The 25,165-nt window shown below is 62.2% G+C and carries 21 protein-coding genes; 7 read left to right on the top strand and 14 right to left on the bottom strand.

Annotated elements, in window-relative coordinates; translation table 11 throughout:
• Nucleotides 1–316: 316 nt before the first annotated feature.
• Nucleotides 317–1,555 carry a DUF2865 domain-containing protein gene (locus tag NKH36_RS15885; protein ID WP_352959156.1) on the top strand — a complete coding sequence of 413 codons (1,239 nt, stop codon included), beginning with the start codon at nt 317–319 and terminating at the stop codon, nt 1,553–1,555.
• On the opposite strand, the gene gltX is transcribed toward NKH36_RS15885, so the two are convergent.
• The 5 genes from gltX to NKH36_RS15860 form a co-directional block, all read right to left on the bottom strand.
• A complete protein-coding gene (gene gltX / locus NKH36_RS15880) occupies nt 1,473–2,846 on the bottom strand; it encodes a glutamate--tRNA ligase (RefSeq protein ID WP_352959157.1) in 1,374 nt (457 codons plus the stop codon). The two genes, NKH36_RS15885 and gltX, sit on opposite strands and share 83 nt — an antisense overlap.
• 238 nt (nt 2,847–3,084) lie before the next feature.
• The gene (locus tag NKH36_RS15875) at nt 3,085–4,890 is read right to left on the bottom strand and encodes an ABC transporter ATP-binding protein (protein WP_352959158.1); all 1,806 of its coding nucleotides are present in this window, start codon (nt 4,888–4,890) and stop codon (nt 3,085–3,087) included.
• 487 nt (nt 4,891–5,377) lie between these two features.
• Nucleotides 5,378–5,791 carry a GNAT family N-acetyltransferase gene (locus NKH36_RS15870; RefSeq protein ID WP_352959159.1) on the bottom strand — a complete coding sequence of 138 codons (414 nt, stop codon included), beginning with the start codon at nt 5,789–5,791 and terminating at the stop codon, nt 5,378–5,380.
• Between the two features lie 56 nt (nt 5,792–5,847).
• A complete protein-coding gene (locus NKH36_RS15865; protein ID WP_352959160.1) occupies nt 5,848–7,563 on the bottom strand; it encodes an NAD+ synthase in 1,716 nt (571 codons plus the stop codon).
• 118 nt (nt 7,564–7,681) lie between these two features.
• Nucleotides 7,682–8,395: a DNA-3-methyladenine glycosylase I gene (locus NKH36_RS15860; RefSeq protein ID WP_352959161.1), complete on the bottom strand. Its 714-nt coding sequence runs from the start codon at nt 8,393–8,395 to the stop codon at nt 7,682–7,684.
• A gap of 84 nt (nt 8,396–8,479) precedes the next feature.
• On the opposite strand from NKH36_RS15860, the gene NKH36_RS15855 reads away from it, so the two are divergent.
• Nucleotides 8,480–9,043, top strand: a complete 564-nt coding sequence (locus NKH36_RS15855) for a DUF1003 domain-containing protein (RefSeq protein WP_352959163.1) — start codon at nt 8,480–8,482, stop codon at nt 9,041–9,043.
• Complete coding sequence (locus NKH36_RS15850; protein WP_352959164.1) at nt 9,040–9,627, top strand: DedA family protein; 588 nt, start codon at nt 9,040–9,042, stop codon at nt 9,625–9,627. The genes NKH36_RS15855 and NKH36_RS15850 overlap by 4 nt, the downstream gene beginning before the upstream one ends.
• Nucleotides 9,628–9,630: 3 nt before the next feature.
• On the opposite strand, the gene NKH36_RS15845 is transcribed toward NKH36_RS15850, so the two are convergent.
• The 3 genes from NKH36_RS15845 to NKH36_RS15835 all read right to left on the bottom strand — a co-directional run bounded on the left by NKH36_RS15845 (nt 9,631) and on the right by NKH36_RS15835 (nt 11,131).
• On the bottom strand, nt 9,631–10,218 hold the full coding sequence (locus NKH36_RS15845) for a hemerythrin domain-containing protein (RefSeq protein WP_352959165.1): 588 nt from the start codon (nt 10,216–10,218) through the stop codon (nt 9,631–9,633).
• A 40-nt stretch (nt 10,219–10,258) separates the two neighbouring features.
• Nucleotides 10,259–10,618 (bottom strand): diacylglycerol kinase, encoded by a 360-nt coding sequence (locus NKH36_RS15840; protein ID WP_352959167.1) that lies wholly within the window; start codon nt 10,616–10,618, stop codon nt 10,259–10,261.
• A gap of 93 nt (nt 10,619–10,711) precedes the next feature.
• Nucleotides 10,712–11,131, bottom strand: coding sequence for a GFA family protein (locus NKH36_RS15835; protein ID WP_352959169.1), 420 nt, complete (start codon nt 11,129–11,131; stop codon nt 10,712–10,714).
• Between the two features lie 222 nt (nt 11,132–11,353).
• Between NKH36_RS15835 and NKH36_RS15830 the strand changes: the two genes are divergently transcribed.
• Both NKH36_RS15830 and NKH36_RS15825 read left to right on the top strand, forming a co-directional pair.
• Nucleotides 11,354–11,620 carry a type II toxin-antitoxin system ParD family antitoxin gene (locus NKH36_RS15830; protein ID WP_352959170.1) on the top strand — a complete coding sequence of 89 codons (267 nt, stop codon included), beginning with the start codon at nt 11,354–11,356 and terminating at the stop codon, nt 11,618–11,620.
• Nucleotides 11,617–12,081, top strand: coding sequence for a type II toxin-antitoxin system RelE/ParE family toxin (locus NKH36_RS15825; RefSeq protein WP_352959171.1), 465 nt, complete (start codon nt 11,617–11,619; stop codon nt 12,079–12,081). The genes NKH36_RS15830 and NKH36_RS15825 overlap by 4 nt, the downstream gene beginning before the upstream one ends.
• Nucleotides 12,082–12,083: 2 nt before the next feature.
• Here the strand turns inward: NKH36_RS15825 and NKH36_RS15820 are convergent, their stop codons facing one another.
• From NKH36_RS15820 to NKH36_RS15810, 3 genes are all read right to left on the bottom strand, one after another.
• Nucleotides 12,084–13,457, bottom strand: a complete 1,374-nt coding sequence (locus NKH36_RS15820) for a class II 3-deoxy-7-phosphoheptulonate synthase (RefSeq protein WP_352959198.1) — start codon at nt 13,455–13,457, stop codon at nt 12,084–12,086.
• 182 nt (nt 13,458–13,639) lie between these two features.
• The gene (gene mfd, locus NKH36_RS15815) at nt 13,640–17,137 is read right to left on the bottom strand and encodes a transcription-repair coupling factor (RefSeq protein WP_352959172.1); all 3,498 of its coding nucleotides are present in this window, start codon (nt 17,135–17,137) and stop codon (nt 13,640–13,642) included.
• Between the two features lie 12 nt (nt 17,138–17,149).
• Complete coding sequence (locus NKH36_RS15810; RefSeq protein WP_352959174.1) at nt 17,150–17,437, bottom strand: FAD assembly factor SdhE; 288 nt, start codon at nt 17,435–17,437, stop codon at nt 17,150–17,152.
• Nucleotides 17,438–17,529: 92 nt separating this feature from the next.
• Here NKH36_RS15810 and recG point away from each other — a divergent pair, with 92 nt between their 5' ends.
• Entirely contained in the window at nt 17,530–19,635 is a 2,106-nt protein-coding gene (gene recG, locus NKH36_RS15805) for an ATP-dependent DNA helicase RecG (RefSeq protein WP_352963195.1), read from the top strand.
• Here recG and NKH36_RS15800 read toward each other — a convergent pair.
• From NKH36_RS15800 to glmU, 3 genes are all read right to left on the bottom strand, one after another.
• Complete coding sequence (locus NKH36_RS15800) at nt 19,587–20,345, bottom strand: DUF502 domain-containing protein (protein WP_352959177.1); 759 nt, start codon at nt 20,343–20,345, stop codon at nt 19,587–19,589. The two genes, recG and NKH36_RS15800, sit on opposite strands and share 49 nt — an antisense overlap.
• 80 nt (nt 20,346–20,425) lie before the next feature.
• Nucleotides 20,426–22,249, bottom strand: coding sequence for a glutamine--fructose-6-phosphate transaminase (isomerizing) (glmS, locus tag NKH36_RS15795; protein ID WP_352959178.1), 1,824 nt, complete (start codon nt 22,247–22,249; stop codon nt 20,426–20,428).
• Between the two features lie 247 nt (nt 22,250–22,496).
• Nucleotides 22,497–23,858, bottom strand: a complete 1,362-nt coding sequence (glmU, locus tag NKH36_RS15790; RefSeq protein WP_352959180.1) for a bifunctional UDP-N-acetylglucosamine diphosphorylase/glucosamine-1-phosphate N-acetyltransferase GlmU — start codon at nt 23,856–23,858, stop codon at nt 22,497–22,499.
• Between the two features lie 344 nt (nt 23,859–24,202).
• Between glmU and NKH36_RS15785 the strand changes: the two genes are divergently transcribed.
• Entirely contained in the window at nt 24,203–25,093 is an 891-nt protein-coding gene (locus NKH36_RS15785) for an AbiTii domain-containing protein (RefSeq protein WP_352963193.1), read from the top strand.
• Nucleotides 25,094–25,165 lie beyond the last annotated feature (72 nt).

The raw sequence follows: 25,165 nt of genomic DNA, 5'->3' as shown, positions 1-25,165 counted from the left end.
GTAGCTTCGCAACGGGCGAAGGCAAGCGGAGTTCCGGGTAGATGATGGGCGGGAGGTGAAGCTGACGCATGCCGCCGTACTACTCGGCAACAGCTTCAGACAAATGATGGCATCCAACTTGCGTTGGAGACCATCAATTGTTGAAGTCGGCGCAGCCCCTCATCGCCCTGCCGGGCACTTCTCCCCGTATAGTGACGGGGAGAAGGAGGCTGGCCGCAGCCACGGCGCCCTTCCTGCGACGCTGGTGATTGGCGAAACCGGTGACAAGAGCGCCCCTCTCCCCGTCACTATACGGGGAGAGGATGCCGGCAGGCAGGTGAGGGGCAGCGCCAACGCCCGGGGCGAGAAAGCGCTAAAGCTGACGCGTGCCGCGGCGCTGCTCGGTGCACTGGCGTCATCAGGCTTTGCCGTCACTGAGCCGAAGGCCGCCTCCGGTGTTTGCCGCCAGTTGCAGGCCGATCTCGCGGCCGCTTCGCGCGGTGGCGGCGGCAAGCCGGCCCTGCTCAGGAAATACGACGACGCGATCGTGCGGCAGCGCGAGCAGATTTCAAAGGCAGGCCGCCAGTCCGATAGCGCCGGCTGCGGCTTTTCGCTGCTCGGCCGCAACCGCAACGCTTGCGCCGCACTCGAGGCCACGCTCAAGCGCATGAACGCCAATCTCGATGACTTGCAGGCCAAGCGCGCGCAGCTCGCCGGCGGCGGCTCGCGCCGCGATCGCGCGCGCATATTGGCTTCGCTCGACGCCAACGGCTGCCGCGACAGCGCCGTCCCTTCGAAGCGCGCGCCTGTCCTCGAAGCGAACCGTGAGAACGGCAAAGGAAATCTGCTCGATCGGCTTTTTGGCGACGCCAGAAGTCAGCCCGATGCGCTGGACGAGCCGAGCGATCCCGACCAAGAACGCGGTGTCCGCGCCATGATCAATCAGCCCGATGGCATGATCAATCAACCAGACGGCCTGGACCTGCCACGCCTTGGCGGCGAATTTCGCACCATGTGCGTGCGCACCTGCGACGGCTATTTCTTCCCGATGTCGAATGCCGCCTCGCTGGGCGATTTCGAGCGCGACCAGAAGAACTGCGGTTCAAGCTGCCCCGGCACCGAGATGCAGGTGTTTTATACGCGCGGCATTGGCGACGATTCGGCTGACATGACGTCTTCGGTAACCGGCAGGCCCTACAGCGAACTGCCGACCGCCTATCTCTACAAGCAGCCCGAAACATCGCGCCCGCCGGCCTGCGGCTGCAACGCTGCACAGAATTTCGAGATCATTGCCGGCAATCCGCCAAGCCCGAAACAAACTGACCCCGATGTAGAGACCACACCGCTCAATCCGGTGCCTGTGGCCAAACCCGATCCAGGCGCCGACCCCGAGAGTTTGGCCAATGTTGAAGGCGGGCTCGATCGCGAAGCCATCGAGCGCCTCGCCGTCAAGCCCTCGCCGACGACCTTGCCGCCGCCGGAACAGCGCAAGGTCAGGGTCGTCGGGCCAACGTTCCTTCCCGACCCAGCAGCGGCAACAGATCTGCAAGCTCCGGCCCCGAAGGCTGCCCCGTAAGCGCCAGCCTGAGCGGCATGAACAGCGCCTTGCCCTTGCGGCCGGTCGCTTCCCTGATCCTGCCCGTCCACTCCTTCCAGACCGACCCGTTCCAGGGGTCTTCCGGCAAAAGGTCGAACGCCTGGCGAAGGAAATCGCGGTCGAAGTCGGAAAAATCCGGCTGCTCCTGCGGGCCGTCGCGAAGTGTGCGCCACCAGATTGCTGCATCGGCCAGCCTGTCGAGATTGCCGCGCACCGCCAGCCAGAAAGGCTCGGCCTGTTCGCCGGAAACGCCGAGCACGATCAGCCGGTCGCGCGCCTCGGAAAACGGCATATGGTGCAGCAGTGTGCGGTTGAGCACGAAGAGCTCGTCCGGATCGAATTTGGCGGCGGATTTCGAGGTCGCAGCCGGATCGAAGCGCCGGGCAAGCTCGGCCATGTCAGGCACCGCCACGACGTTTTCCGAGGTGCCGACAAGCACCGCCAGCGAGGCGACGGCCATCGGCTCGATGCCGGTCTCTCGCAGGCTTTCGATGGACAGCGCGCCGCTCCTCTTCGACAGGCCCTCGCCCGATGCTGTGGTCAATAGATTGTGATGGCCGAACACTGGCGGCTCGGCACCCAGTGCTTGGAACAGGGCGATCTGCACGCCGGTATTGGTGACGTGGTCGTCGCCACGGATGACATGGCTGACGCCCATCTCGATGTCGTCGACTACCGAGGGCAGAGTATAGAGATAGGTCCCGTCCTCGCGCATTAGAACCGGGTCGGAAAGCGAGGCAAGGTCGACGGTTTCCTCGCCGCGCACCAGATCGTTCCAGTGGATTTCGGTGCGCTCCGGCTGCAGCGGGTCGCTGGTGAAATTGGGCAGTAGAAAGCGCCAATGCGGCCGGCGGCCATCGGACTGGTATTCGGCGATCTGCTCAGGCGTCAGCGTCAGCGCTTCGCGGCCGTAGACCGGCGGCAGGCCGCGGGTGCGGCGCACCTTGCGCCTGAGATCGAGCTCTTCCGGTGTTTCGTAGCAAGCATAGAGAAGGCGCGCCGCCTTCAATTTCTCCATCGCCGCATCGTAGATCTCGAAGCGCCGTGACTGGTACTCCGTTGCGTCCGGAAAGATGCCCAGCCAATGCAGGTCGTATAGGATGGCGTCGGAGAATTCCTGCGTCGACCGCGCGACGTCGGTGTCGTCGAAGCGCTGGATGAAGCGGCCCTTGTTGTTCATGGCGAACAGCCAGTTGAACAGCGCAGTGCGCGCATTGCCGATATGAATGCGGCCGGTGGGTGATGGGGCGAAACGGACGGTAACTGTCATGAACGGGGCGTACCGGATGGTTTTGCTGTTGACAAGACACGCCCCCGCGCTTGGCCGCAGACATAGAACATGACGAAGGCGATGAAAAGGCGGCAGCGCCGCGCGTCCTAGCGCATCGGCCCGAAAATCGGAACCGATTTTTCGGAAAGCACGATGCGCAGATTCAAAGTGTTAGAGCGTACTTTGTGCGTCCAAGTGGACGCACGTCGCTCTAATGGACGCGCGGCGCTGTAACCCGTCAGATCACCAGCCCCTTGGTCAATTCGAGCGCCTGGCGCTCGAACAGCCGGCGGTAGATGCCGCCCTGCAGCCGGATCAGTTGGTCATGCGAACCCTCCTCGACGATGCGGCCGCGATCGAACACCAGAAGCCTGTCTAGCGCCCGCACCGTCGAAAGCCGGTGCGCGATGACGAGCGTCGTGCGGCCGACCATCAACCGCTCCATCGCCTGCTGGATCAGCACCTCCGATTCCGAATCGAGGCTGGATGTCGCCTCGTCCAGAATGAGGATTCTAGCATCGGCGAGGAAAGCCCGTGCGATCGCCACGCGCTGGCGCTCGCCGCCCGATAGTTTCACGCCGCGCTCGCCGACCAGCGTGCCATAACCTTTCGGCAGATTGACGATGAAGTCGTGCGCGCTTGCCAGCCGTGCCGCGTGCTCGATCTCGGCCTGCGTGGCGCTCGGCCGGGCATAGGCGATGTTTTCGGCCAGCGACCGGTGAAACAGGATCGGCTCCTGCTGGACGATGGCGATCTGCCCGCGCAGCGATGCCTGCGCCACCCCGGAAATATCCTGGCCGTCGATCAGGATCGTTCCCGCGTTCACGTCGTAAAGGCGCTGGATCAGCTTGACGAAGGTCGTCTTGCCCGAGCCCGAATGGCCGACCAGCCCGACGCGTTCGCCCGGCGCGATGTCCACCGAAAAGTCGCGATAGAGCGGCAGTCGGTGTCTGCCATAATGGAAGGTGACGTTGTCGAAGCTGATGCGGCCGTTGGTGATACGGATCGGTTTGGCGCCGGGCACATCCTCGATGCCGAGCGGCTCGGACTGGAAGTCGACCAATTCCTCCATGTCGTTGATCGAGCGCTGCAAATTACGGATATGCGTGCCGATGTCGCGCAAATAGCCTTGCAGGACGAAGAACGAGGTCAGCACGAAGGTGACATCGCCGGCGCTCGCCTGCCCCCACGACCACAAAAGCAGCGAAAATCCGATCACCGCTGTTCTCAGAAGCAGCAGCATCGACCCTTGCGTGGTGCCGTTGACGGTGCCGCGCACCCAGGTGCGGCGCGTGCGGGCGCGCCATCTGGCGACGACCTTGGCAAGGCGCGTTTCCTCGCGTTCCTCGGCGCCAAAACCCTTGACCACGGCGTTGCAGCTCACCGCATCGGCCAGCGAGCCGCCCAGGCGTGTGTCCCATGCATTGGCAAGCCTTGCCGCGGGCGCGACATAGCCAAGCGACAGCAGCGCCGTCACCGCGATGAACAGCACCGAACCTGCGGCGACGACAGCACCCATCAGCGGCCAGAACCAGCCGAGCAGCAGCGTCGAGCCGACGAGCATGACGACGGACGGCAGCAGCGCGATCAGGATCGTGTCGTTGAGCAGGTCGAGCGCCCACATGCCACGGGTTATCTTGCGCACGGTCGATCCGGCGAAGCTGTTGGCGTGCCAGTCGGTAGAGAAGCGCTGGACGCGGTGGAAGGCGTCGGCGGCGATATCCGCCATCATCTTCAGGGTCAGTTCGACGATGGCCATGAAGGCGAGGTTGCGCAGCACGACACCGGTGAGCGCCAGCGCCACCAGCATCGAAAAGGCCGCCATCGCCGCGTTCCAGGCGACGTCGTCGGCCGCAGCACTGCTGGCGACGGCGTCGACCAGCCGGCCGGAATAGAGCGGCGTCAGCACGTCGGCCAAGGTCGACAGCAGGAACGTGCCCATGATGAGCGAAAGCCGCCACGGCTGGCGCCGCCAATGGCTGAGCGTGAAGCCAAGGACGCTGCGAAAGGCGCCGGCGCGCAAATCTATCTGAAGACGAGCCATGATGTCATTCGGGCGCAAGCAAGCCCGGTCCCGGTAAGGTCGAAAATTGAAAAACCCGCGTTGGGCGAATTAGCGCCCGGGAATGCGGAGGTTCGGCATATTTGGCGGCTCGCCCGAATACGGGCAGCGACCGGCATCGACGAACGCCTGTTGTCAGATGGGCTTGGCCACGAAGGTGAAAAACCTTCCGACGCGCCGTCTGAGACCTAGGCTTCGCGGCCTCGCATAACGATGTCAAATCCTGGCATTCGGTCCTCCCGTTAGAGCGACGTGCGTCCATTCGGACGCACAAAGTACGCTCCAACTTTGAATCTGCGAATCGTGCTTTCCGAAAATCGATGCCGATTTTCGGGCCGATGCGTAGGAATCGCGGAGACGTTCTTATAGAGATGACTCAACGCGTCGCCAAGCCAGAGAGCGACCGAACCGCATCTGGTCCAACCACTGAGGCGATTGTGCAACAATCGCGGGTTGTACGATTCCTCGTTCAGGCGGCCGGAATACGATCGAGACGCATGTAGCGGCCATCGGTAGACGGCCTGAAGCCGAGTTTCTCGTAAACCGCGTGGGCATCGTTGGTCGACAGGCTCCAGTGCGTGACTGTCGTGCAATCCGGATGATCGATAAGCGCCTGGACAAGCCGCGTGCCGATGCCCCGCCCGCGGTGCCCAGGCCAGATGATGACGTCGGCCAGATAGGCAAACACTGTGCGGTCGGTGATCGCCCGGCCGAAGCCGATCTGCTTGCCGTCGAGATAGGCGCCGACGCAAAGCGAGTTGGCAAAGGCGCGACGATGGAGTTCGTCGCTGCGCCCGCTGCCCCAGTAGCTTGCCATCAACAGGTCGGAGGTCGCCCGGAAGTCGATCCGTGACACGTCGAAACTGATTTCACAGTCAGGCATGGCTGTCCCACTGATCGTCCGGCCGCAGCCATTTCACAGGAGCGAGAATCGGTGATCTACCCGCCATCCCTGAACCGGTTGGTGATGGGATAACGGCGGTCGCGGCCGAAATTCTTTTTGGTGATCTTCACGCCGGGCGCTGCCTGCCGGCGCTTGTATTCGGCGATGTAGAGCAGGTGCTCGACGCGCGTCACCGTTGCCCGGTCGTGGCCTCGGGCCACGATCTCGTCGACACCCATCTCGTTCTCGACCAAACACTCCAATATGTCGTCCAGCACCGGATAGGGCGGCAACGAATCCTGATCCGTCTGGTTCTCGCGCAGTTCCGCCGACGGCGCCTTGTCGATGATGTTGTTCGGGATCACCTCGCCGGAAGGGCCCAGCGCGCCCGGCGGCACATGTGTATTGCGCCAGCGCGCCAGCGCATAGACCTGCATCTTGTAGAGGTCCTTGATCGGGTTGAAGCCGCCATTCATGTCGCCGTAGAGCGTGGCGTAGCCAACCGACATCTCGCTTTTGTTGCCGGTAGTGACCACCATCGAGCCGAACTTGTTGGAGATCGCCATCAAAATGGTGCCGCGCGCGCGGCTCTGCAGGTTTTCTTCGGTAATGCCTTCCTTGGTGCCTTCGAAAAGCTGCGTCAGCGTATGCAGAAATCCCTCGACCGGTTCGTAGATCGGCACGATGTCGTAACGGCAGCCGAGCGCACGGGCGCAGTCCTCGGCATCCTTCAGCGAATCCTTCGAGGTGTAGCGATAAGGCATCATTACGGCGCGCAGCCGTTCCTCGCCGAGCGCATCGACGGCAAGTGCTGCGCAGATCGCCGAATCGATGCCGCCGGAAAGGCCGAGCACGACGTTCTTGAAGCCGTTCTTGTTGACGTAGTCGCGCAGGCCCAGCATGCAGGCGCGATAATCGGCCTCTTCCTTTTCCGGGATTTTCGACATCGGCCCTTCGGAGCAGACCCACCCATCAGAATCATTTCCATTTTGCGCGCCTGCGGCGGGGCGGCTTCGCTTCCAGGTGGTGACGTTGACCGTCTCCTCGAACTGGCTCATCCGGAAGGCCAGCGTCTTGTCAGAACCTATGGCAAACGACGCGCCGTCGAAGATCAGCTCGTCCTGGCCGCCAAGCTGGTTGGCGTAGATGATCGGCAGTCCGCATTCGATGACCTGGCGGATCACAACCTGGTGGCGGACATCGACCTTGCCGCGATAATAGGGCGAGCCGTTCGGCACCAGCAGGATTTCCGCGCCGCTTTCGGCCAGCGTCTCGCAGATGCCGATGTCGCCCCAAATGTCTTCGCAGATCGGAATCCCCAGGCGCACGCCGCGGAAATTGACCGGTCCCTGAATTTCAGGGCCGGCCTGGAAGACGCGCTTCTCGTCGAATTCACCGTAGTTCGGCAAATCGAGCTTGTAGCGCTCGGCAAGGATCTTGCCGCCATCGGCAAAGATGATCGAATTGTGCGTGCCGCTCTTGCGCTTCAGCGGCGTGCCGATGATGACGCCCGGCCCGCCATCGGCGGTATCGCCGGCGAAATCCTGCGCCGCCCGCTCGCAGGCCTTCAGGAACGCCGGCCTCAGTACCAGGTCTTCGGGCGGATACCCGGCGAGAAAAAGCTCGGTGAACAGCACGAGATCGGCGCCCTGGCGAGCGGCATCCGCCCTCGCCTCGCGCGCCTTGGCGAGATTGCCGGCGATGTCGCCAACCGTCGGATTGAGCTGGGCGACGGCGATGCGCAATATGTCGGAAGCGGTGTTGTCGGTCATGCCTGCTGACTTAGCGCGACAGAATTCGCCGGGCAATGGCGTTCATTTGGACCACCCCAGACCGAATGACATGTCATTCGTGTCAGACCGATCGGACCGATCGAGATGTCGATCAGGCCTATTCGCCCATATATTCGCGCAGTGCCTCCGGCGAGTGGTTCTCGCCGATCGACATCGCCAGAATGCGCGAAATATGCCGGCGCGGCAGCCCGGTTTGTGCCGCCCAGACATTGATCTGATGCTGGATCTTGTCGAGATCCCGCTTCGAGATCGGGCTTTCGGCGATGTCCAGGCGGGCGTCGCGCAGTGCGGCCGCCATATCGGCCGAGACGATGAAGGCGTCCCACTCCAGCCACCTCAGAAAATACTGGCCGGTGTTGCCGCCGAGCCGGCTGCCATGCTTGCCGAGATAGGCCATCAGTCCAACCTGATCATCCGCAGGCCAATCGGCGAGGAACTTGCCGAAGCCGCCATGCTCCTTCGACACCCGCTCGACGAAGGCCGCGTTGTCGCGGACGGATTTGATCTTCTGCGGATTTCGCACGATGCGCTCGTCGAACGCCAGATCGTGCCAGAAATCGTCCGGCTGGAACAACAACCGTTTCGGCTCGAAGCCGAGAAACGCTTCTTCGAAACCCGGCCATTTCTGCTCGATGACGCGCCAGACGAAGCCGGCGGCAAAGAGCCGCTCGGCCATGGTCGAGAGGATGCGGTCGTCGGTGATGTCAGCCACCGCGGCATTGTCGGGCATAGGTCCGAGCAGCGACGCCAGCGCCGCTTCCCCGCCCTTGCGTTTGGCCGCGCGGGCGCGGATTTTCTGAAAATCCATCAATATTTCCTCACCTTATCGCGTCAATCTACCACTTCCCGTGCGAACAAGTAGCCTCTACCTCTATCGCTGACGACGGAGGCGACGATGAACAAGACGATCGAGGAACTGGCGAACCGTTGGCTGAAGCGAAAGCCGGACGGCCTCAGCGCACCTGAAAACCGGGTGCTGCAATCAACGTTCGAGCGCACCACGATCTCCAAGGATACCAACAAGACTATCGCCTTTCATCAGACGTTTGGCGACCGCCTGGCCGACACCATCGCCCGGATCGGCGGCTCGTGGTCGTTCATCCTGACATTCATTGCTTTCCTGATCCTGTGGACGGCGGGCAACGTCTGGCTTTTGACGCGCGACGCCTTCGATCCCTATCCCTTCATCTTCCTCAACCTAGTACTTTCCATGGTCGCGGCCCTGCAGGCGCCGGTGATCATGATGGCGCAAAACCGCCAGACCGAGCGCGATCGTATCGATGCCGCGCACGACTACGAGGTCAATCTCAAGGCCGAGATCGAGATCATGGCGCTGCATGAAAAGCTCGACGAACTGCGCCACAGCCAGATCATCGGCATGCGCGACGAGATCGCCCGGCTAGCCGAGCAGGTGAAGCGCATCGACGAGATTCTGTCGAAGCAGCGGACGCGTCCATGACGGATGCCATCCATAATCTCATCGAACAATATGGGCTGATTGCCGTCTTTCTGGGCTGTGTCGCCGAGGGCGAAAGTGCCGCCCTCCTTGGCGGGTTTTTCGCCCATCAGCATGTCTTCGTCCTCTGGCAGGCGTTTCTGGCAGCCTCCATCGGCGCCTTTGTCGGCGACACTTTCTTCTTCACCCTCGGACGAAGCTTCGCCGATCATCCGCTGGTGATCAAATTGAGAGGTCAGCCAGGCTTCAGCCACGCCTATCGTCTCGTCTCCAACCATCCCGACATTTTCGTGCTGTCGAACCGCTTCATTTACGGCCTGCGACTTGTCGGCGGCATCGCCGCCGGATTGTCCGGCATTGCCGTGACGCGCTTTGTCATTCTCAACGTCATTTCATCCATAGTCTGGGCCGGATTGTTCACCACCATCGGCTATGTGTTCGGGCTGGGCGCGGAGCGCATCGTCGGCCAGGCGTTGGCTCGTCACGAGCGATTGCTGATCGCGCTGGCGATTGGGTTGGGCGTGGCCGTCCTTGCCTGGTTAGTCGCTCATCACGTTGCCAAAAAGGAGCGTAGCAGGGAGACGTGAGGATCAGTCGATGCCGAGCGCGCGGTCGCCGCGATCAAGGATCAGCGGAATGATCAGGTCTTCCTCATCTGTAAGGTGCCGGGTCAGCATGGTGATCAGCCGGCTGTTCTCGTCTGCATAGGCATCGGCGGCAAAGCGCTGCTTGTCCTCGCTGTCCTGAAGCGTGCGGATGAAGGCGTTCGCGGTCTCGGCATTGCGCTCCAGCCCCTCATGGATCGTGTGATGATCGGCATCGAGAATCTCGAAGCCGCGCTTCAGCCGGACCTCGGCTTTGGCGAATACCGGGAAATAATGATGGTCCTCGACATTGTGGTGACCGTCGAGATTGCCGAGAAAATGGTTGAGGCGCGGCGCGAACCAGCGCGCAAACTCCGGCGCCGCCAGCCTGCCCGCGCGATAATCGCCGATACCATTAGTGAGCATGCCGCCGAGCTCGCGGAACATGTCGTGCCGCTGCAGCCACATAGTGGCGATACCATGGATGTTGGTATGGCCCTGCCACGTCTCGCGCGGATATTTCTCAGTCAGCCAGCGCATATCGTCCGGCAGGCCTGCCCGCTCCAGCAGTAGAAAATCGGCACCTTCACCCATGACGGTCTCCTTTGGTGACCGTCATATAAGAGGTGAGATACTAGATCGGTAGCCCCAAGATTCGCTCGATGATGGCGATGCCCCAGACGCCGGCAACGATCACCACCGAAATCAGCACCGCCAGCGAACCGCAGTCCTTGGCGAGCTGGATATCGACATTGAACTCCCGGCTGAACGCATCGCATGCGGCCTCGATGCCAGTATTCAGCACTTCGACCATGATCAGCAGCAGCACCGCGCCGATCAGCAGCGCGTAGCCGCGCCACGACACCGAAACAAACCAGCCGAGCGGCAGCGCCAGCACGAGCAGTATCAGCTCCTGCTGGAAGGCTTTCTCGTTGGAAGCCAATTTGCGAAATGCCCGCACTGAGTTGAAGAAAGCATCGATCAGCCGCTGCATGCCAAACCTTTCCGAATCACCGGCAGGGGATAGCGCAATGGCTGGATCAAGGGAATAAGGCGATCTCTCCAAAATCATTCGTCGGCGACCTTCTCACTCATCCGCGACCTTGATCGACGGCGTCGACTTCTCGAACTGCGGCAGCCCATCGTCGATCGTGTAGTAGTCGCCCTTGTCGCCGACGAAGATGTGACATTCCCCCTGAAGTCCCGTGGGCTCGTCGAATAGTCCCGCCAGAACCGAGATGTAGGCATCTTGCCGTGGCTTCCAGAACAGCAGAGAGCCACATTTCTTGCAAAAGCCGCGCTTTGCAAACGAAGACGCTTCGTACCAGGTGATGCTCTCGGCACCTGATATTGTGATGTTCCCTTCGGGGACATTGGTTGCAGCGTAGAAGTGACCACTCTGCTTCCGGCATTGCGAGCAGTGACAATAGATCACGCCGCGCAAGGGTCCCCGCGTCCTGAAGCGCACGGCTCCGCACAGGCATGACCCGGTATGAGTGTCGTCCATCTCGCCCTCCCAACGCAGTGGCCATCCTCGGCATTGCGGCAGGATTCCAGTTTTATAGCCGCCGCGCACGAGCAAATGCGACACAAAGCGGGCGTGTTCGAACTGCAGCTATGGAACCGACCGCGACCCCGAAAGCGCCAATGTGGCGCTGCGCTAAATTGCCATTGACGAAGATTGCCAAGCGCTCATTTATCGGGCGAAGCCGTAGGCAAAGGAAGCGACATGGCAACGATGAACGTAAGCCTTCCAAGCGATATGGTCGAGTTCGTGGAGCATGAAGTCTCCCAACGCGGGTACGCTTGCTCGAGTGAAGTCATCAGGGAAGCGCTGCGGCTGCTGCGACACGAAAAGGACCAGCAGGCGGAGAAACTCGCCATCCTTCGGCGCGAAATCAGTATTGGGGTGGAAGCCGCCAACGCAGGGCGGTTCTCGAAGAAAAGCGTCAGTGACATTCTCGATGAGGTGATGCTCGAATCGCCCAGGAGATGAGACACGAGCTTACCGAAACCGCCGAACGCGATATCAGGGACATCTTGCGAAATACGATGCAGATGTTCGGTCCGCAGCAAGTCCGGGCCTACGCCCGCATCATCGAACTTGGTATCCTGCTAATCTCGGAAGATCCGGATCGACCAGGTTCCATCGAGCGCGCCGAACTCGCCGCTGGTGTGTTCGACTGCTGCACCTGGAGATCGCTGCGAGAAGGCGCGGAGGTGCTGCACGTTGCCTTACTATATGAGGGGCCGCCTTTCGGACGAACGATCGGCGTCATTGTCGTTCGAGTGCTTCATGAGCGCATGGAACCACGGCATAGAGTGATCAGAGCACTCAAGAATGTGGCAAGAGCCAAGGCAGGTAGCCCGGAGATACCCGACGGTGATGAGCCGTCCAGTGGTCCGGGTTCCTCAGGAGCCGGGGATATTTCGGCGCCCGTTGATGATGGCGACTGAAATCAGCCGTTCACGGCCTGCTTGTGCTGGACCGGGTGGCTCTTCTTGAGCAGGTCCGAGACCAGGAATGCCAGCTCGATCGCCTGGTCGGCGTTGAGGCGCGGGTCGCAATGTGTGTGGTAGCGATCCTGCAGCTCCTCGGCAGTGATGGCGCGGGCGCCACCGGTGCATTCGGTGACGTTCTTGCCGGTCATCTCGATATGGATGCCGCCCGGATGCGTGCCTTCGGCGCGATGCACCTCGAAGAAGGTCTGCACTTCCTTCAGGATGCGGTCGAACGGCCGTGTCTTGTAGCCGGCGGCCTCGATCGTGTTGCCATGCATCGGATCCGACGACCACACCACATTGCGGCCTTCCTTCTTCACTGCGCGCACCAGCTTCGGCAGATGGTCGGCGACCTTGTCTGAACCGAAGCGCGCGATCAGCGTCAGCCGACCGGGCTCGTTCTCCGGATTGAGCAGATCGATGAGCTGCAGCAAGCCGTCCGGCGTCAGCGACGGGCCGCATTTCAGCCCCAGCGGGTTCTTGATGCCACGGCAGTATTCGACATGGGCATGATCGGGCTGGCGGGTGCGATCGCCGATCCAGATCATATGGCCGGAGGTGGCGTACCAATCGCCTGAGGTCGAGTCGACGCGGGTCAGCGCCTCCTCGTAGCCGAGCAGCAGCGCCTCGTGACTGGTGTAGAAGTCGGTCTCGCGCAGCGCGTAATTGGTCTCCGAGGTGATGCCGACGGCCTTCATGAAGTCCATCGTCTCGGTGATGCGGTTGGCGAGCGACTCGTATTTCTCGCCTTGCGGGCTGTCCGAAACGAAGCCCAGCATCCATTGATGCACGTTCTCCAGGCTGGCGTAGCCGCCCTGGGCGAAGGCGCGCAAAAGATTGAGCGTCGCCGCCGACTGGCGGTACGCCATTTCCTGGCGTGCGGGATCGGGAATACGCGACTTGGCGTCGAACTCGATGCCGTTGATGATGTCGCCGCGATAGCTGGGCAACGTCACGCCACCCTTGGTCTCGTTGTCGGACGAGCGCGGCTTGGCGAACTGGCCGGCAACACGGCCGACCTTCACCACCGGCTGCGCGCCGGCAAAGGTCAGCACCACAGACATCTGCAGGAAGACGCGGAAGAAGTCGCGGATGTTGTCCGCGCCATGCTCGGCGAAACTCTCGGCGCAATCGCCACCCTGCAGAAGGAATGCGTCACCGGCAGCGACGGTCGCAAGCTGCTTCTTCAGCTTGCGTGCTTCACCTGCAAAAACCAGCGGTGGAAAGGTGGCGAGCTGGGCTTCCGTGTTCTTCAGCGCGGCAAGATCCGGATAGGCAGGAACCTGCTGGATCGGCTTTGCTCTCCACGAATTCGGCGACCATTTCGTCATCGTTGCACCCAACGTTCTTTCCAGCGGGTGCTATCGCCCGCCATTTCGCCCCAAAATGGGGCTCGCGGCTCCATACACGAAGCCGATTTCCTATTCTAGACCGGATTTGGACGTGTGGCGAATGGCCGTGATGCGCCAGAACTGCCGGCGCAGTCGTTGACCAAAGCACCAGCGACGCCTTGCTACGCAGCCTTCTCCACCAGCCGAGCCAGTTGCGTCATGACGACGGCCGCCCCTGCCAGACGCTTTTCAGGTGTTGGCCAGTCGCGGCTGAAGACGACGCTCTGGTCGGGCCGGATCTTGGCCAGCGAGCCCTGCTCGCCGATCAACTTGACCAGACCGACCGGGTTGGAAAACTCGCGCTTGCGGAAGTGGATGACGACACCCTTTGGTCCGGCATCGAGCTTTTCGACATTGGCCTTGCGGCAGAGCGCCTTGATGAAGACGATCTTCAGCAGATGCTTCACCTCCTCCGGCAAAGGTCCGAAGCGGTCGATCAGCTCGGCGCCGAAGGCGTCGATCTCCTCGGTGTTTTCGAGATCGCCGAGGCGGCGGTAGAGCGCCAGCCGCAGCTGCAAATCCGGAACATAGCTCTCCGGGATCATCACCGCCGTGCCGACGGCAATCTGCGGAGACCAGCCGCCATCCTGCACCTCGCCGGAATCCTTCACCTCGGCGACGGCCTCTTCCAGCATCTGCTGGTAGAGCTCGAAGCCGACCTCCTTGATGTGGCCCGACTGCTCCTCGCCGAGAAGATTGCCGGCGCCGCGAACGTCGAGATCGTGGCTGGCGAGCTGGAAACCGGCGCCCAGCGTATCGAGCGACTGCAGCACCTTCAGCCGGCGCTCGGCGGTGTCGGTCAGCTTGCGGTTGGCGGGCAGCGTGAACAGCGCGTAGGCGCGTACCTTCGAGCGGCCGACGCGGCCGCGCAGCTGGTAGAGCTGCGACAGGCCGAACATGTCGGCGCGATGCACGATCAGCGTGTTGGCGGTCGGGATATCGAGGCCGGATTCGACAATGGTGGTCGACAGCAGCACGTCGTACTGGCCGTCGTAGAAGGCATTCATGATGTCGTCCAGCTCGCCAGGCGGCATCTGGCCGTGAGCGACAGCCACTTTCAGTTCGGGCACGGATTCACGAATGAAATCATTGATTTCCGCCAGATCGCTGATGCGTGGCACAACATAGAAGGAATGGCCGCCGCGGTAGCGTTCCCTGAGCAGCGTCTCGCGGATGACCAGCGGGTCGAAGGGCGAGATGAAGGTGCGCACTGCCAGGCGGTCGACCGGCGGCGTGGCGATCAGCGACAGTTCGCGCACGCCGGTCAACGCCAGCTGCAGCGTGCGCGGGATCGGCGTCGCCGACAGCGTCAGCACATGCACATCGCTCTTCAGGTCCTTCAGCCGTTCCTTGTGCTTGACGCCAAAATGCTGTTCCTCGTCGATGATCAAGAGGCCAAGATTCTTGAACGAAATCGAGGCGCCGAGCAGCGCGTGAGTGCCGACGACGATGTCGACCGTGCCTTCGGCGATGCCCTTCTTGGTCTCGGCCAGATCCTTGGCGCCAACCAGCCGCGAGGCCTGGGCGACGCGGATCGGCAGGCCGGAGAAACGCTGCGAAAAGGTCTTGAAATGCTGGCGCGACAACAATGTCGTCGGCACCACCACCGCGACCTGAAACCCTTCCATCGCCGCGATGAAGGCGGCGCGAAGCGCAACTTCCGTCTTGCCGAAGCCGACATCGCCGCAGATCAGCCGGTCCATCGGCTTTCCGGCGCCCAGATCGCCCATGACCGAATCGATCGCCGTCTGCTGGTCGTCGGTCTCCTCATAGGGAAACCGCGCGGCGAATTCGCCATAGAGACCGTCCGCCGGCACCAGGGAGGGAGCGGCGCGCATCTGCCGCTCTGCGGCGATGCGGATCAACTGTCCGGCCATGTCGAGCAGCCGCTTCTTCAGCCGCGCTTTTCTAGATTGCCAGGCGCCACCGCCAAGTTTGTCCAATGTCGCTTCGGCCGAATCAGAACCATAGCGCGACAGAAGTTCGATGTTCTCCACCGGCAGGAACAGCCGGTCGTCGCCGGCATAATGGATTTCGAGGCAATCATGCGGCGCACCGACCGCCTCGATGGTGCGCAGACCGATGAAGCGGCCAATGCCATGGTCGGTATGGACGACGATGTCGCCGGAGGACAACGCCGAGGCCTCGGCGATGAAGTCGGAAGGACGCTTCTTGCGCTTCGAGCGCCGGATCAGCCGGTCACCCAGAATGTCCTGCTCGGCGACGACGACCAGTTTCTCGGTCTCGAAGCCGGATTCGAGCGGCAGTACGGCAAGTGCCGCCTGCCCCGCTTCGAGCTTTTCCGCCTCGGCCAGCGTGGCGACCGGCTTGAGATTGCCGAGATGATGTTCCGCCAGGATCTGGCCGAGCCGGTCAAGCGAACCTTCGGTCCAGCCGGCGATGACGACGCGGCGGCGGGCGGCCCGTTCATCGGCAATGTGTTTTACGACGACGTCGAAGACGTTGACGTTGGGGTCGGCGCGTTCCTCGACGAAGCTGCGGCCATGCCGCGAGCCGGCATGGAAGATTTTCTTCGCGCCGGCATCGGGCGCGTCGAACGGCGTGAAGTCGATCGCTTCGCGCGGGCCAAGCGAGGCGATGAGGTTTTCGGGCGACAGATAAAGCAGGTCCGGCGGCACCGGCTTGTACGGTACGGCGTCCTTCAGCGCACCGTCCGCCTGCTTCCTGCGCGCCTCGTAGTGATCGAGGATCAGCGCATGGCGCTCAGCAAGCGCCTCATGTGCCAGATGGTCGAACACCACAGGCGTGTCCGGCAGATAGTCGAACACCGTCTCCAGCCGCTCGTAAAAGAACGGCAGCCAATGCTCCATGCCGGCGAAACGCCTTCCCTCGCTGACCGCCGCATAGAGCCCGTCGTCGCGCGAGGGCGCGCCAAAGGCTTCGATGTAGGAGCGGCGGAAACGGCTGATGGTCTCCGGCGTCAGCGCCACTTCGCTCATCGCCTGGAGCGCCATCGACTTGCGCTGGCCGGTGGTGCGTTGCGTGTCAGCGTCGAAGACGCGGATCGATTCCAGCGTGTCGCCGAAGAAATCGAGCCTGAGCGCTTCCGTCCAGCCGGGTGCGAACAGGTCCAGAATGCCGCCACGCACGGCAAACTCGCCGACGCCGCGCACGGTCGGCACCCGCTCGAAGCCTGACGTCTCCAGCCGCGACACCAGCGCATTCATGTCGATCTGGTTGCCGGGTTTGGCGTGAAACGTCTGTGCCTCGACGAGGCTTGCCGGCGGAATGCGCTGAAGCAGCGCATTGGCGGTGGTCAGAATGACGGCGCGGTGCGGTTTTTTCACCAGCGCGACCATCGCGGTGAGCGCGTCCAGACGCCGCGCGGCAGCATCCGCCCCGGGCGAGACGCGGTCGTAAGGCAGACAATCCCAGGCCGGCAGTTCGAGCACGGGCAGGCCTGGCGCGGCGAACGAAAGCGCCTCGACGATCGAAGGCAGGCGCTGACCGTCGCGCGCCACGAACAGCACCGGCCTGTCGGGCGCGATCTCTTGCGCGGCCTGCACCAGCGCAAAGGCTTCGTAACCGTCGGCGACACCGTCGACGATGAACTGGCCGGCGCGGCCTTTCGGCAGGCCAATGGTGGGGATCAAGCTCATGAAATCACGTATTCAGAATGTCATCGCCTGGCGCGACGCCAGGATCTTTTGCATGACGGCACAGTCGATATTTGCGGGAATCGGGCGCTCGCCGGTGATCACGGGCAGGAATTCGGTATCGGGAATGTCGAGGAGCCTTTCATATTGGTCGAGTTCGTCGCCGGTCAAGGCGCCGATCTCGGCGTCTGCGAAACTGCCGAGAATGAGGTCCATTTCGCGCAGGCCGCGATGCCAGGATCGAAACAGAAGCTTGCGGCGGCGGGCGTCGAGCCCCTCGCTTGATCGTCTCGTTCCCGTCATTGTTCAGCATCCTTGCCTGAAGCGGCGCATATAGCGTGGATAGAAGGCGGTGTCAGCCTTGCGCTGCGGCTGTCTCGACATAAGCTGACATCATGCGCCCTTCCCTCCTCGATCCGCTGTTTGTCCCGATCACCTCGCTTGCCGGCGTCGGGCCGAAGGTCGGCGCATTGATCGAGAAAATCGTGCCGGCCGATCTGAGAGACCGCGCGCGCGCCGGCGATCTCCTATTCGTGCTGCCCCACACGGTGATCGACCGCCGCAACCGGCCGGGTATTGCCGGTTCGGCCGAAGGCGCGATCGTCACCCTCGAAGTGCGCATCGACCGCCACCAGCCGCCGCCGCGCGGTAACAGATCGGTGCCGTACCGGGTCTGCGCCCATGACGACACCGGCGAGATCGCGCTGACCTTCTTCCATGCGCATGCCGCCTATCTTGAAAAGGCGATGCCCGAGGGCGAGCAAGTCGTGGTCTCCGGGCGCATGGAATGGTTCAACGGCCGCCCGACCATGGTCCACCCAGACCACATCGCGCTGGCCAGTGAGGCGGAAAACCTACCGCTGGTCGAGCCGGTCTATCCGCTCACCGCTGGGCTCTCGGGAAAAGTGCTGCGCCGGGCTATCGGCCAGGCGCTCGCTCGCTTGCCGGTGCTGCCGGAATGGCAGGATGGCGAGTTTCTGCGCCGCCGAACCTTTCCTGCCTTCGGCGAGGCGCTCGCCCGCATCCACAATCCCGCCGACCCGATCCACGTCTCGGTCGATGGCGCAGCCTGGCGGCGTCTCGCCTATGACGAGTTTCTGGCAGGCCAGGTGTCTCTGGCGCTGGTGCGGGCAAAAGTCCGCCGCTTGTCTGGAAGACCACTGGTCGGGGACGGCCGCATCGTCGAAAAGCTGCGCGCCGCCCTTCCCTATTCGCTGACCACCTCGCAGGAAATGGCGCTTGCCGAAATCAACGCCGATCTCGGTGACCCCGAACGCATGCTGCGCCTGCTGCAGGGCGATGTCGGCTCCGGCAAGACGGTTGTCGCGCTGTTCGCCATGGCGCGCGCCGTCGAGGCCGGCGGCCAGGCAGCGTTGATGGCGCCGACCGAAATCCTGGCGCGCCAGCACCTTGCGACGATTGCGCCTTTGGCGGAACAAGCGGGCCTGCGCAGCGCCATCCTCACCGGCCGCGAAAAAGGCCGCGAGCGCACCGAGACGCTGGCCGGTCTGGCCAATGGCGAGATCGACATCGTCGTCGGCACCCATGCGCTGTTCCAGGAAACGGTGACCTTCCACGACCTCGTCCTTGCCGTCATCGACGAGCAGCACCGTTTTGGCGTCCACCAGCGGCTTGCCATCACCGCCAAGGGCGACGCGCCTGACATGCTGGTGATGACGGCGACGCCGATCCCGCGCACGCTGGTGCTGACCGCGTTCGGCGACATGGACGTGTCGAAGCTCACCGAAAAACCAGCCGGTCGCCAGCCGATCCGCACCGTCACCCTGCCGCTCGAGCGGCTCGACGAACTGGTCGGCCGCATGCGCGACGCCGTCGCCGACGGCCAGAAGATCTACTGGATCTGTCCGCTGGTCGAGGAATCCGAAGAGATCAAGCTGATGTCGGCGGAAGACCGTTTTGCCTCGCTAAAGCCGCTGTTCGGCGACGTGATCGGCCTGGTGCACGGGCGCATGAAGGGCGCCGACAAGGACGAAGCGATGCGCGCCTTCAAGGCCGGCGAGACACGCATCCTGATCGCCACCACGGTCATCGAGGTCGGCGTCGATGTGCCGGATGCCACGATCATGGTCATCGAGCATGCCGAGCGCTTCGGCCTCGCCCAGCTGCACCAGTTGCGCGGTCGGGTCGGGCGCGGCGAAAAACCGTCCTCCTGCGTGCTGCTCTACAAGGATCCGCTGGGCGAGACTGCAACGCGCCGGCTGTCGGTGATGCGCGAGACCGAGGACGGGTTCCGCATCGCCGAGGAGGATCTGAAGCTGCGTGGCGAAGGCGAGCTGCTGGGCACCCGCCAGTCCGGCACCCCGGGCTTCCAGGTGGCGCGCATCGAGGCGCATGCCGACCTGCTCGAAGCCGCCCGCGACGACGCACGGCTGATCCTGTCGCGCGATCCCGAGCTGCAATCCGAACGCGGCGCCGCCCTTCGCATGCTGCTTTATTTGTTCGGCCGCGACGAGGCGGTGCGGCTCTTGCGCGCCGGCTGAGGCCCGGCGCCGACCGGCGGATTGGCGATCTGAACGCCGATCGGCTTGCCGTTCAACGTCACCATTTTCGTCTTGACCGCCGGCGCCACCAAGCCTGCCGAAACGATCAGCTTGGCGCCGTCCTCGACCGTCATGTCGAGCAGCACAATGTCGGATTTCGACACATACATGAGAAAGCCGGTGGTCGGGTTGGGCGCGCACGGCATGAACACCGCGATCAGCGGATCACCTTCCTGGTCGAGCTTCTGGTTGATCTCGGTTTCCTTGTCGCTGGCGACGAAGACCAGCGACCAGACGCCCTTGCGCGGGTATTCGACCAGCCCGACCTGGCGAAACATGTCGCCCTTGTTCGACAGCACGGTCTCGAAGATCTGCTTCAGCGAGCCGTAGATGCCGCGCACCAGCGGCATGCGGCCGAGCAGCCGCTCGCCGAAGTTGACGATGGCGCGGCCGACGATATTGGCGGTCAGGAAACCGATCAGGGTGATCAGGATCAAGGCGACGATCAGGCCGAATCCCGGAACCGGCGCCGGCAGATAGCTATCGGGGTTATAACGCGCCGGAATATAGGGTTTCACCCAGGAATCGACCCAGCCGATGAAGGACCAGGCGATGTAGGCGGTGATCGCCAGCGGCGCGCAGACGACAAAACCTGTCAGGAAATAATTCCGCAGCCGGGTCATGCCTGAGGTCTTGGGAGCATCGGACATGGTTCACCGCAGCAATGATTGCGGCGCAACATTAATGAACCGTATTCGGCTTTGGAACTGCGAATTTTTTTAAACCACGCCTATTCCACAGTCACCGATTTTGCCAGGTTGCGCGGCTGGTCGACGTCGGTGCCCATGAACACCGCGGTGAAATAGGCCAGCATCTGGATCGGCAGCGCGTAGATGATCGGCGAGATGATTTCCGGCACGTCCGGCAGCACGATCGTCTCCATCGTCTTCACCGTGGCGTGCGCGGCACCCTTGCTGTCGGTGATCAGGATGATCTTGCCGCCGCGCGCCGCCACTTCCTGCATGTTCGACACGGTCTTTTCAAAGATGCGGTCATGCGGGGCAATGACGATCACCGGCATGTTCTCGTCAATCAGCGCGATCGGCCCGTGCTTCAGCTCGCCTGCGGCGTAGCCTTCGGCATGGATATAGGAGATTTCCTTGAGCTTCAGCGCGCCTTCCATGGCCAGCGGGAAATTGGTGTCGCGGCCGAGATAGAGCACGTTCTTATAGTGAGCGAGTTCGCGCGCCACCTTTTCGATCTGCCCGTCGAGCTTCAAGACCTGGTTGGCATAGCGCGGCGCTTCCGACAGTTGGCGGACCAGCGTCGTTTCCTGCTCCCGCGAAATCGTCCCGCGCGCCACGCCGGCCCGCACGGCAAGCGAGGCCAGCACCGACAATTGACAGGTGAAGGCCTTGGTCGAGGCGACACCGATCTCCGGCCCGGCCAGCGTCGGCAGGATGACGTCGGACTCGCGCGCCATCGTCGATTCGCGGACATTGACGACCGCGCCGATCTTCATCCCCGCCTTGCGGCAATAGCGCAGCGAGGCCAGCGTGTCGGCGGTCTCGCCCGATTGCGAGATGAAGAACGCAGCGTCGGTCTTCGACAGCGGCATTTCGCGGTAGCGGAATTCCGAAGCGACATCGATGTCGACCGGCAGCCGCGCATATCGCTCGAACCAATATTTGCTGATCAGGCCGGCCAGGTAGGCGGTGCCGCAGGCCGAAATCGCCAACCGATTGATCTCAGCGAAATTGAACGGCAGGTCGAGCGGCTTCGATACGCCACCGACAAAATCCACATAATGCGCCAGCGTGTGCGAGATCACTTCGGGCTGTTCATGGATTTCCTTCTCCATGAAATGGCGCCGGTTGCCCTTGTCGACCATGAAGCTGGTGCTGAGCGACTGCTGGCGCTTACGGTCGACCTTGTTGCCATCCATGTCGAAGATGCCGACATCGTTGCGGCGCACCACCGCCCAGTCGCCGTCCTCCAGATAGGTGATCGAATTGGTAAAGGGCGCCAGCGCGATGGCGTCCGAGCCAAGAAACATCTCGCCGTCGCCATGGCCGACGGCCAGCGGCGGGCCGTTGCGCGCCCCGACGATGAGGTCCTCGTCTCCCCTAAACATGATGGCCAGCGCAAAAGCGCCTTCCAGCCGCTTCAGCGCCTGGTGCGCGGCCTCGACCGGCTTCAGGCCCCTGGCCAGTTCGCGCCCCACCAGGTGTGCGACGACCTCGGTGTCGGTCTGCGATGAAAATGTGTAGCCGTCGCGCATCAGCTCGTCGCGCAATTCGGCGAAATTCTCGATGATGCCGTTGTGGACGATGGCGACGCCGTCGGAAAAATGCGGATGCGCATTGGTCTCGTTGGGCACACCGTGCGTTGCCCAGCGCGTATGGCCGATGCCGATCATGCCGTCGAGCGGTTCGTCCTTCAGCCGGCGTTCGAGATTGATCAGCTTGCCCTCGGCGCGGCGACGCGCAAGCTTGCCGTGCTCGACGGTGGCGACGCCGGCCGAATCATAGCCGCGATATTCGAGCCTTTTCAGCGCATCGACGATGAGTGGCGCGACCGGCGAGTGGCTGACAATTCCGACGATACCGCACATAGACGTTTGCCCCGATTCCGGCATGAAACCCAGCGCCATTTAGGGTTGGCAGGGCTGCCACAAAAATCACATTGCGTTTCGTTCCATATCAGCCGGAACGGTTCTGCACAGATGCACCATGACAGAGCGCTCTTGCAATCCGGTTACCGCAATCGCTCAGTTTCTCCGAGCATGCATCCTACCTCGCCTCGGTGGTTCTTGAAATCCATCAAAGATATGATGCAACTCGTCGCCGAGCCCCGTCAGGCTAGCTTTTTTTTCGGGCCGCCGCAGCCGAAGCAAAACGCTCACGCAATTCCCTGCCCTTGCCGGCCAGCGTCCTCTGGCGGGCGCGGCCGAAGGCCAGCGCATCGTCGGGCACGCTTTCGGTGATCACGCTGCCCGAAGCGATGTAGCCGCCCTTACCGATTGTAACAGGCGCCACCAGCGAGGAATTCGAGCCGACGAAAGCGCGCTCGCCGATGTCGGTGAAGAACTTCGAGTAGCCGTCATAATTGCAGGTGATGGTTCCAGCGCCGATGTTGGCGCCGGCGCCGACGCGGGCATCGCCGATATAGGTCAGGTGATTGACCTTGGCGCCCTCCTCGATCGTCGCCTGCTTGACCTCGCAGAAATTGCCGACCTTGGCTTTTTGCCGGAGATCGGAACCCGGTCGTAGCCGCGCGTACGGGCCGACATCGCAGTCTGAGGCGATGGTGGCGCCTTCAATATGGCTGAAGGCATGGATCTTGGCGCCAGTGGCGATCTTCACGCCGGGCCCGAACCAGACATTGGGTTCGACGATCGTATCGGCACCAATCTCGGTATCGTGCGAAAAGAACACGGTTTCCGGCGCGATCAATGTGACGCCGGAGAGCATGGCCTCGCGCCGCCGGCGCTGCTGCCAGATGCCTTCCGCCTCGGCGAGTTCGGCCCGGTTGTTGATGCCGAGCACATTCTCGAAGCCGGCTTCTGCGGCAACGACATCAAAACCCTGTCCGCTGGCGATCTCGACGATGTCGGTGAGGTAATATTCGCCCTTGGCGTTGTTGTTGCCGACTTGATCGAGCAGCTGCAGCGCGTGCTTGCCGGCCACCGCCATCAGCCCGCCATTGCAGAAGATGATTTTCTTCTCCTCATCGGTGCAGTCCTTTTCCTCGCGGATAGCGACGAGCTTGCCACCTTTTTCGATCAGCCGGCCATAGCCGGAAGGATTTAACGTGCGGAAGCCGACCACAACGACGGCAGCGCCTTCGGCCAGCTTCAGGCGCGCAGCAGTCAGCACCTCCGGATCGATCAGCGGCGTATCGCCGAACATCACCAGGATGTCGTCGTAACCCTTTGATATGGCGCCGCGAGCAGCCAGAACGGCATGTGCGGTGCCGAGGCGTTTTTCCTGGACGAAGGTCTCCGCCTTCGGCGCGAACTTTTGCGTGGCCTTGCGCGTCTCTTCCGCGCCATGGCCGATCACCAGTGCCTGGTCGCCCGCTCCGGCGGCCTCGGCAGCTCTCACGACATGGGCGACCATCGGCAGGCCGGCGATTGTGTGCAGCACTTTCGGCACGGCGCTCTTCATGCGCGTGCCTTCGCCGGCGGCGAGGATGACGGACAGGCAGGTTCTCTGGCTCATGGAATGGCAACCATATGAAAAGGGTTGGGGATCGAGAATAGATAGCATTGGCGCCATGTTGCACCAATGCGGTTAAATTCCGGTGAGATGGTCGGGCAACTGACTTTTAATCAGCGGTCATGAGTTCGATTCTCGTTACGATCGCCAAACGGGCGATGGAACAGGTACTTTGCCGCTCTGGAGTTACGGGCCACATGCGGGCGCAGAGGGTCGCTGCCTTCTGGGTAAGCGCGGAGCGCGACGCGATAACCACCGGCGTGGTAAGCTGATATCGTTACCTTATCTGTTGTGTCGGCACCGTGGAAAGAGGATACGATGGCTCTACTACACGACATCAGGCAGCGTTGCTCGACGACAGGGTTGGGGTGGGTTCCATTCTGCTCAAGGTGCGCTTCCTCGCATCCAAACTTGGCGTCGATAATCTCGAAGAATGGGTTCGGCACGAGGCTGAGGGGTATCCGCGAGGCGTCGAGATTCCCGACTATCGGAAGACTGCCGTGTCATACACAGGAACGTTTTCGAACGGCTTTCAGACACTCAACAACGTCTCGGTGGCTGCCTATCTGATCCGTAAGCACGGCGGCGATCATTGGGTTGATTTCGAGATACGCGAAAGTCTCTCTTTGATTGACAGCATGCTCGCGGGAAAGAGCGATGATGCTTGGTACGGCATTGATACCGGGAATCTAAAATTATTGGTCCAGACCAAGATATATCCCGATGCTCCATGCGTCGATCTCGTGGGTAGGATCGACTTGAACGCATTTGCCCGTATCCAGCATGCCGTCAGGGCAAAGGTCCTCGATCTCACACTGGAACTCGAGAAGAACGTGCCTGCTGCCGCAGACATCACAGTAGGCCAGCCCGTTCAGGGTATCGGTGAACAGGAACAAGCCCAAGCGGCTCAGATCACACAGAACACTTTCTACGGTGATGTTACGACTATCAACAATTCGGGCGATGCCACACAAATTACCCTGAGCGTGGTGAAAGGCGACGGTGCAAGTCTCATAGACGCGCTGACAGGCAAAGGTATTCCGAAGGATAAGGCGAATGAGCTAGCCAAGATCATCGAGGCCGAAAAGCCGGAGACCTCGAAAGAGCCATTAGGAAAGAGCGCGAGGGCTTGGTTGAAAAAGGCCGGGGCAAAAGGCGCAAGCGAGGCTTGGGGTATCGGCAAAGCAGCGTTGACCGAAGTGGCGACGTCTGCGGCCAAGCAATATTGGGGCCTATGATCCGGGAGCGCGCGGCCGGTAGAGCAACTGACTTTCAGTTTCAATAGTAGGCCCGCCGGAGCGCAGTTTGCA

The organism is Mesorhizobium sp. M1312 (genome assembly GCF_040318115.1).
GTDB lineage: Bacteria > Pseudomonadota > Alphaproteobacteria > Rhizobiales > Rhizobiaceae > Mesorhizobium.
This window is presented reverse-complemented; position numbering and strand designations above follow the sequence as displayed.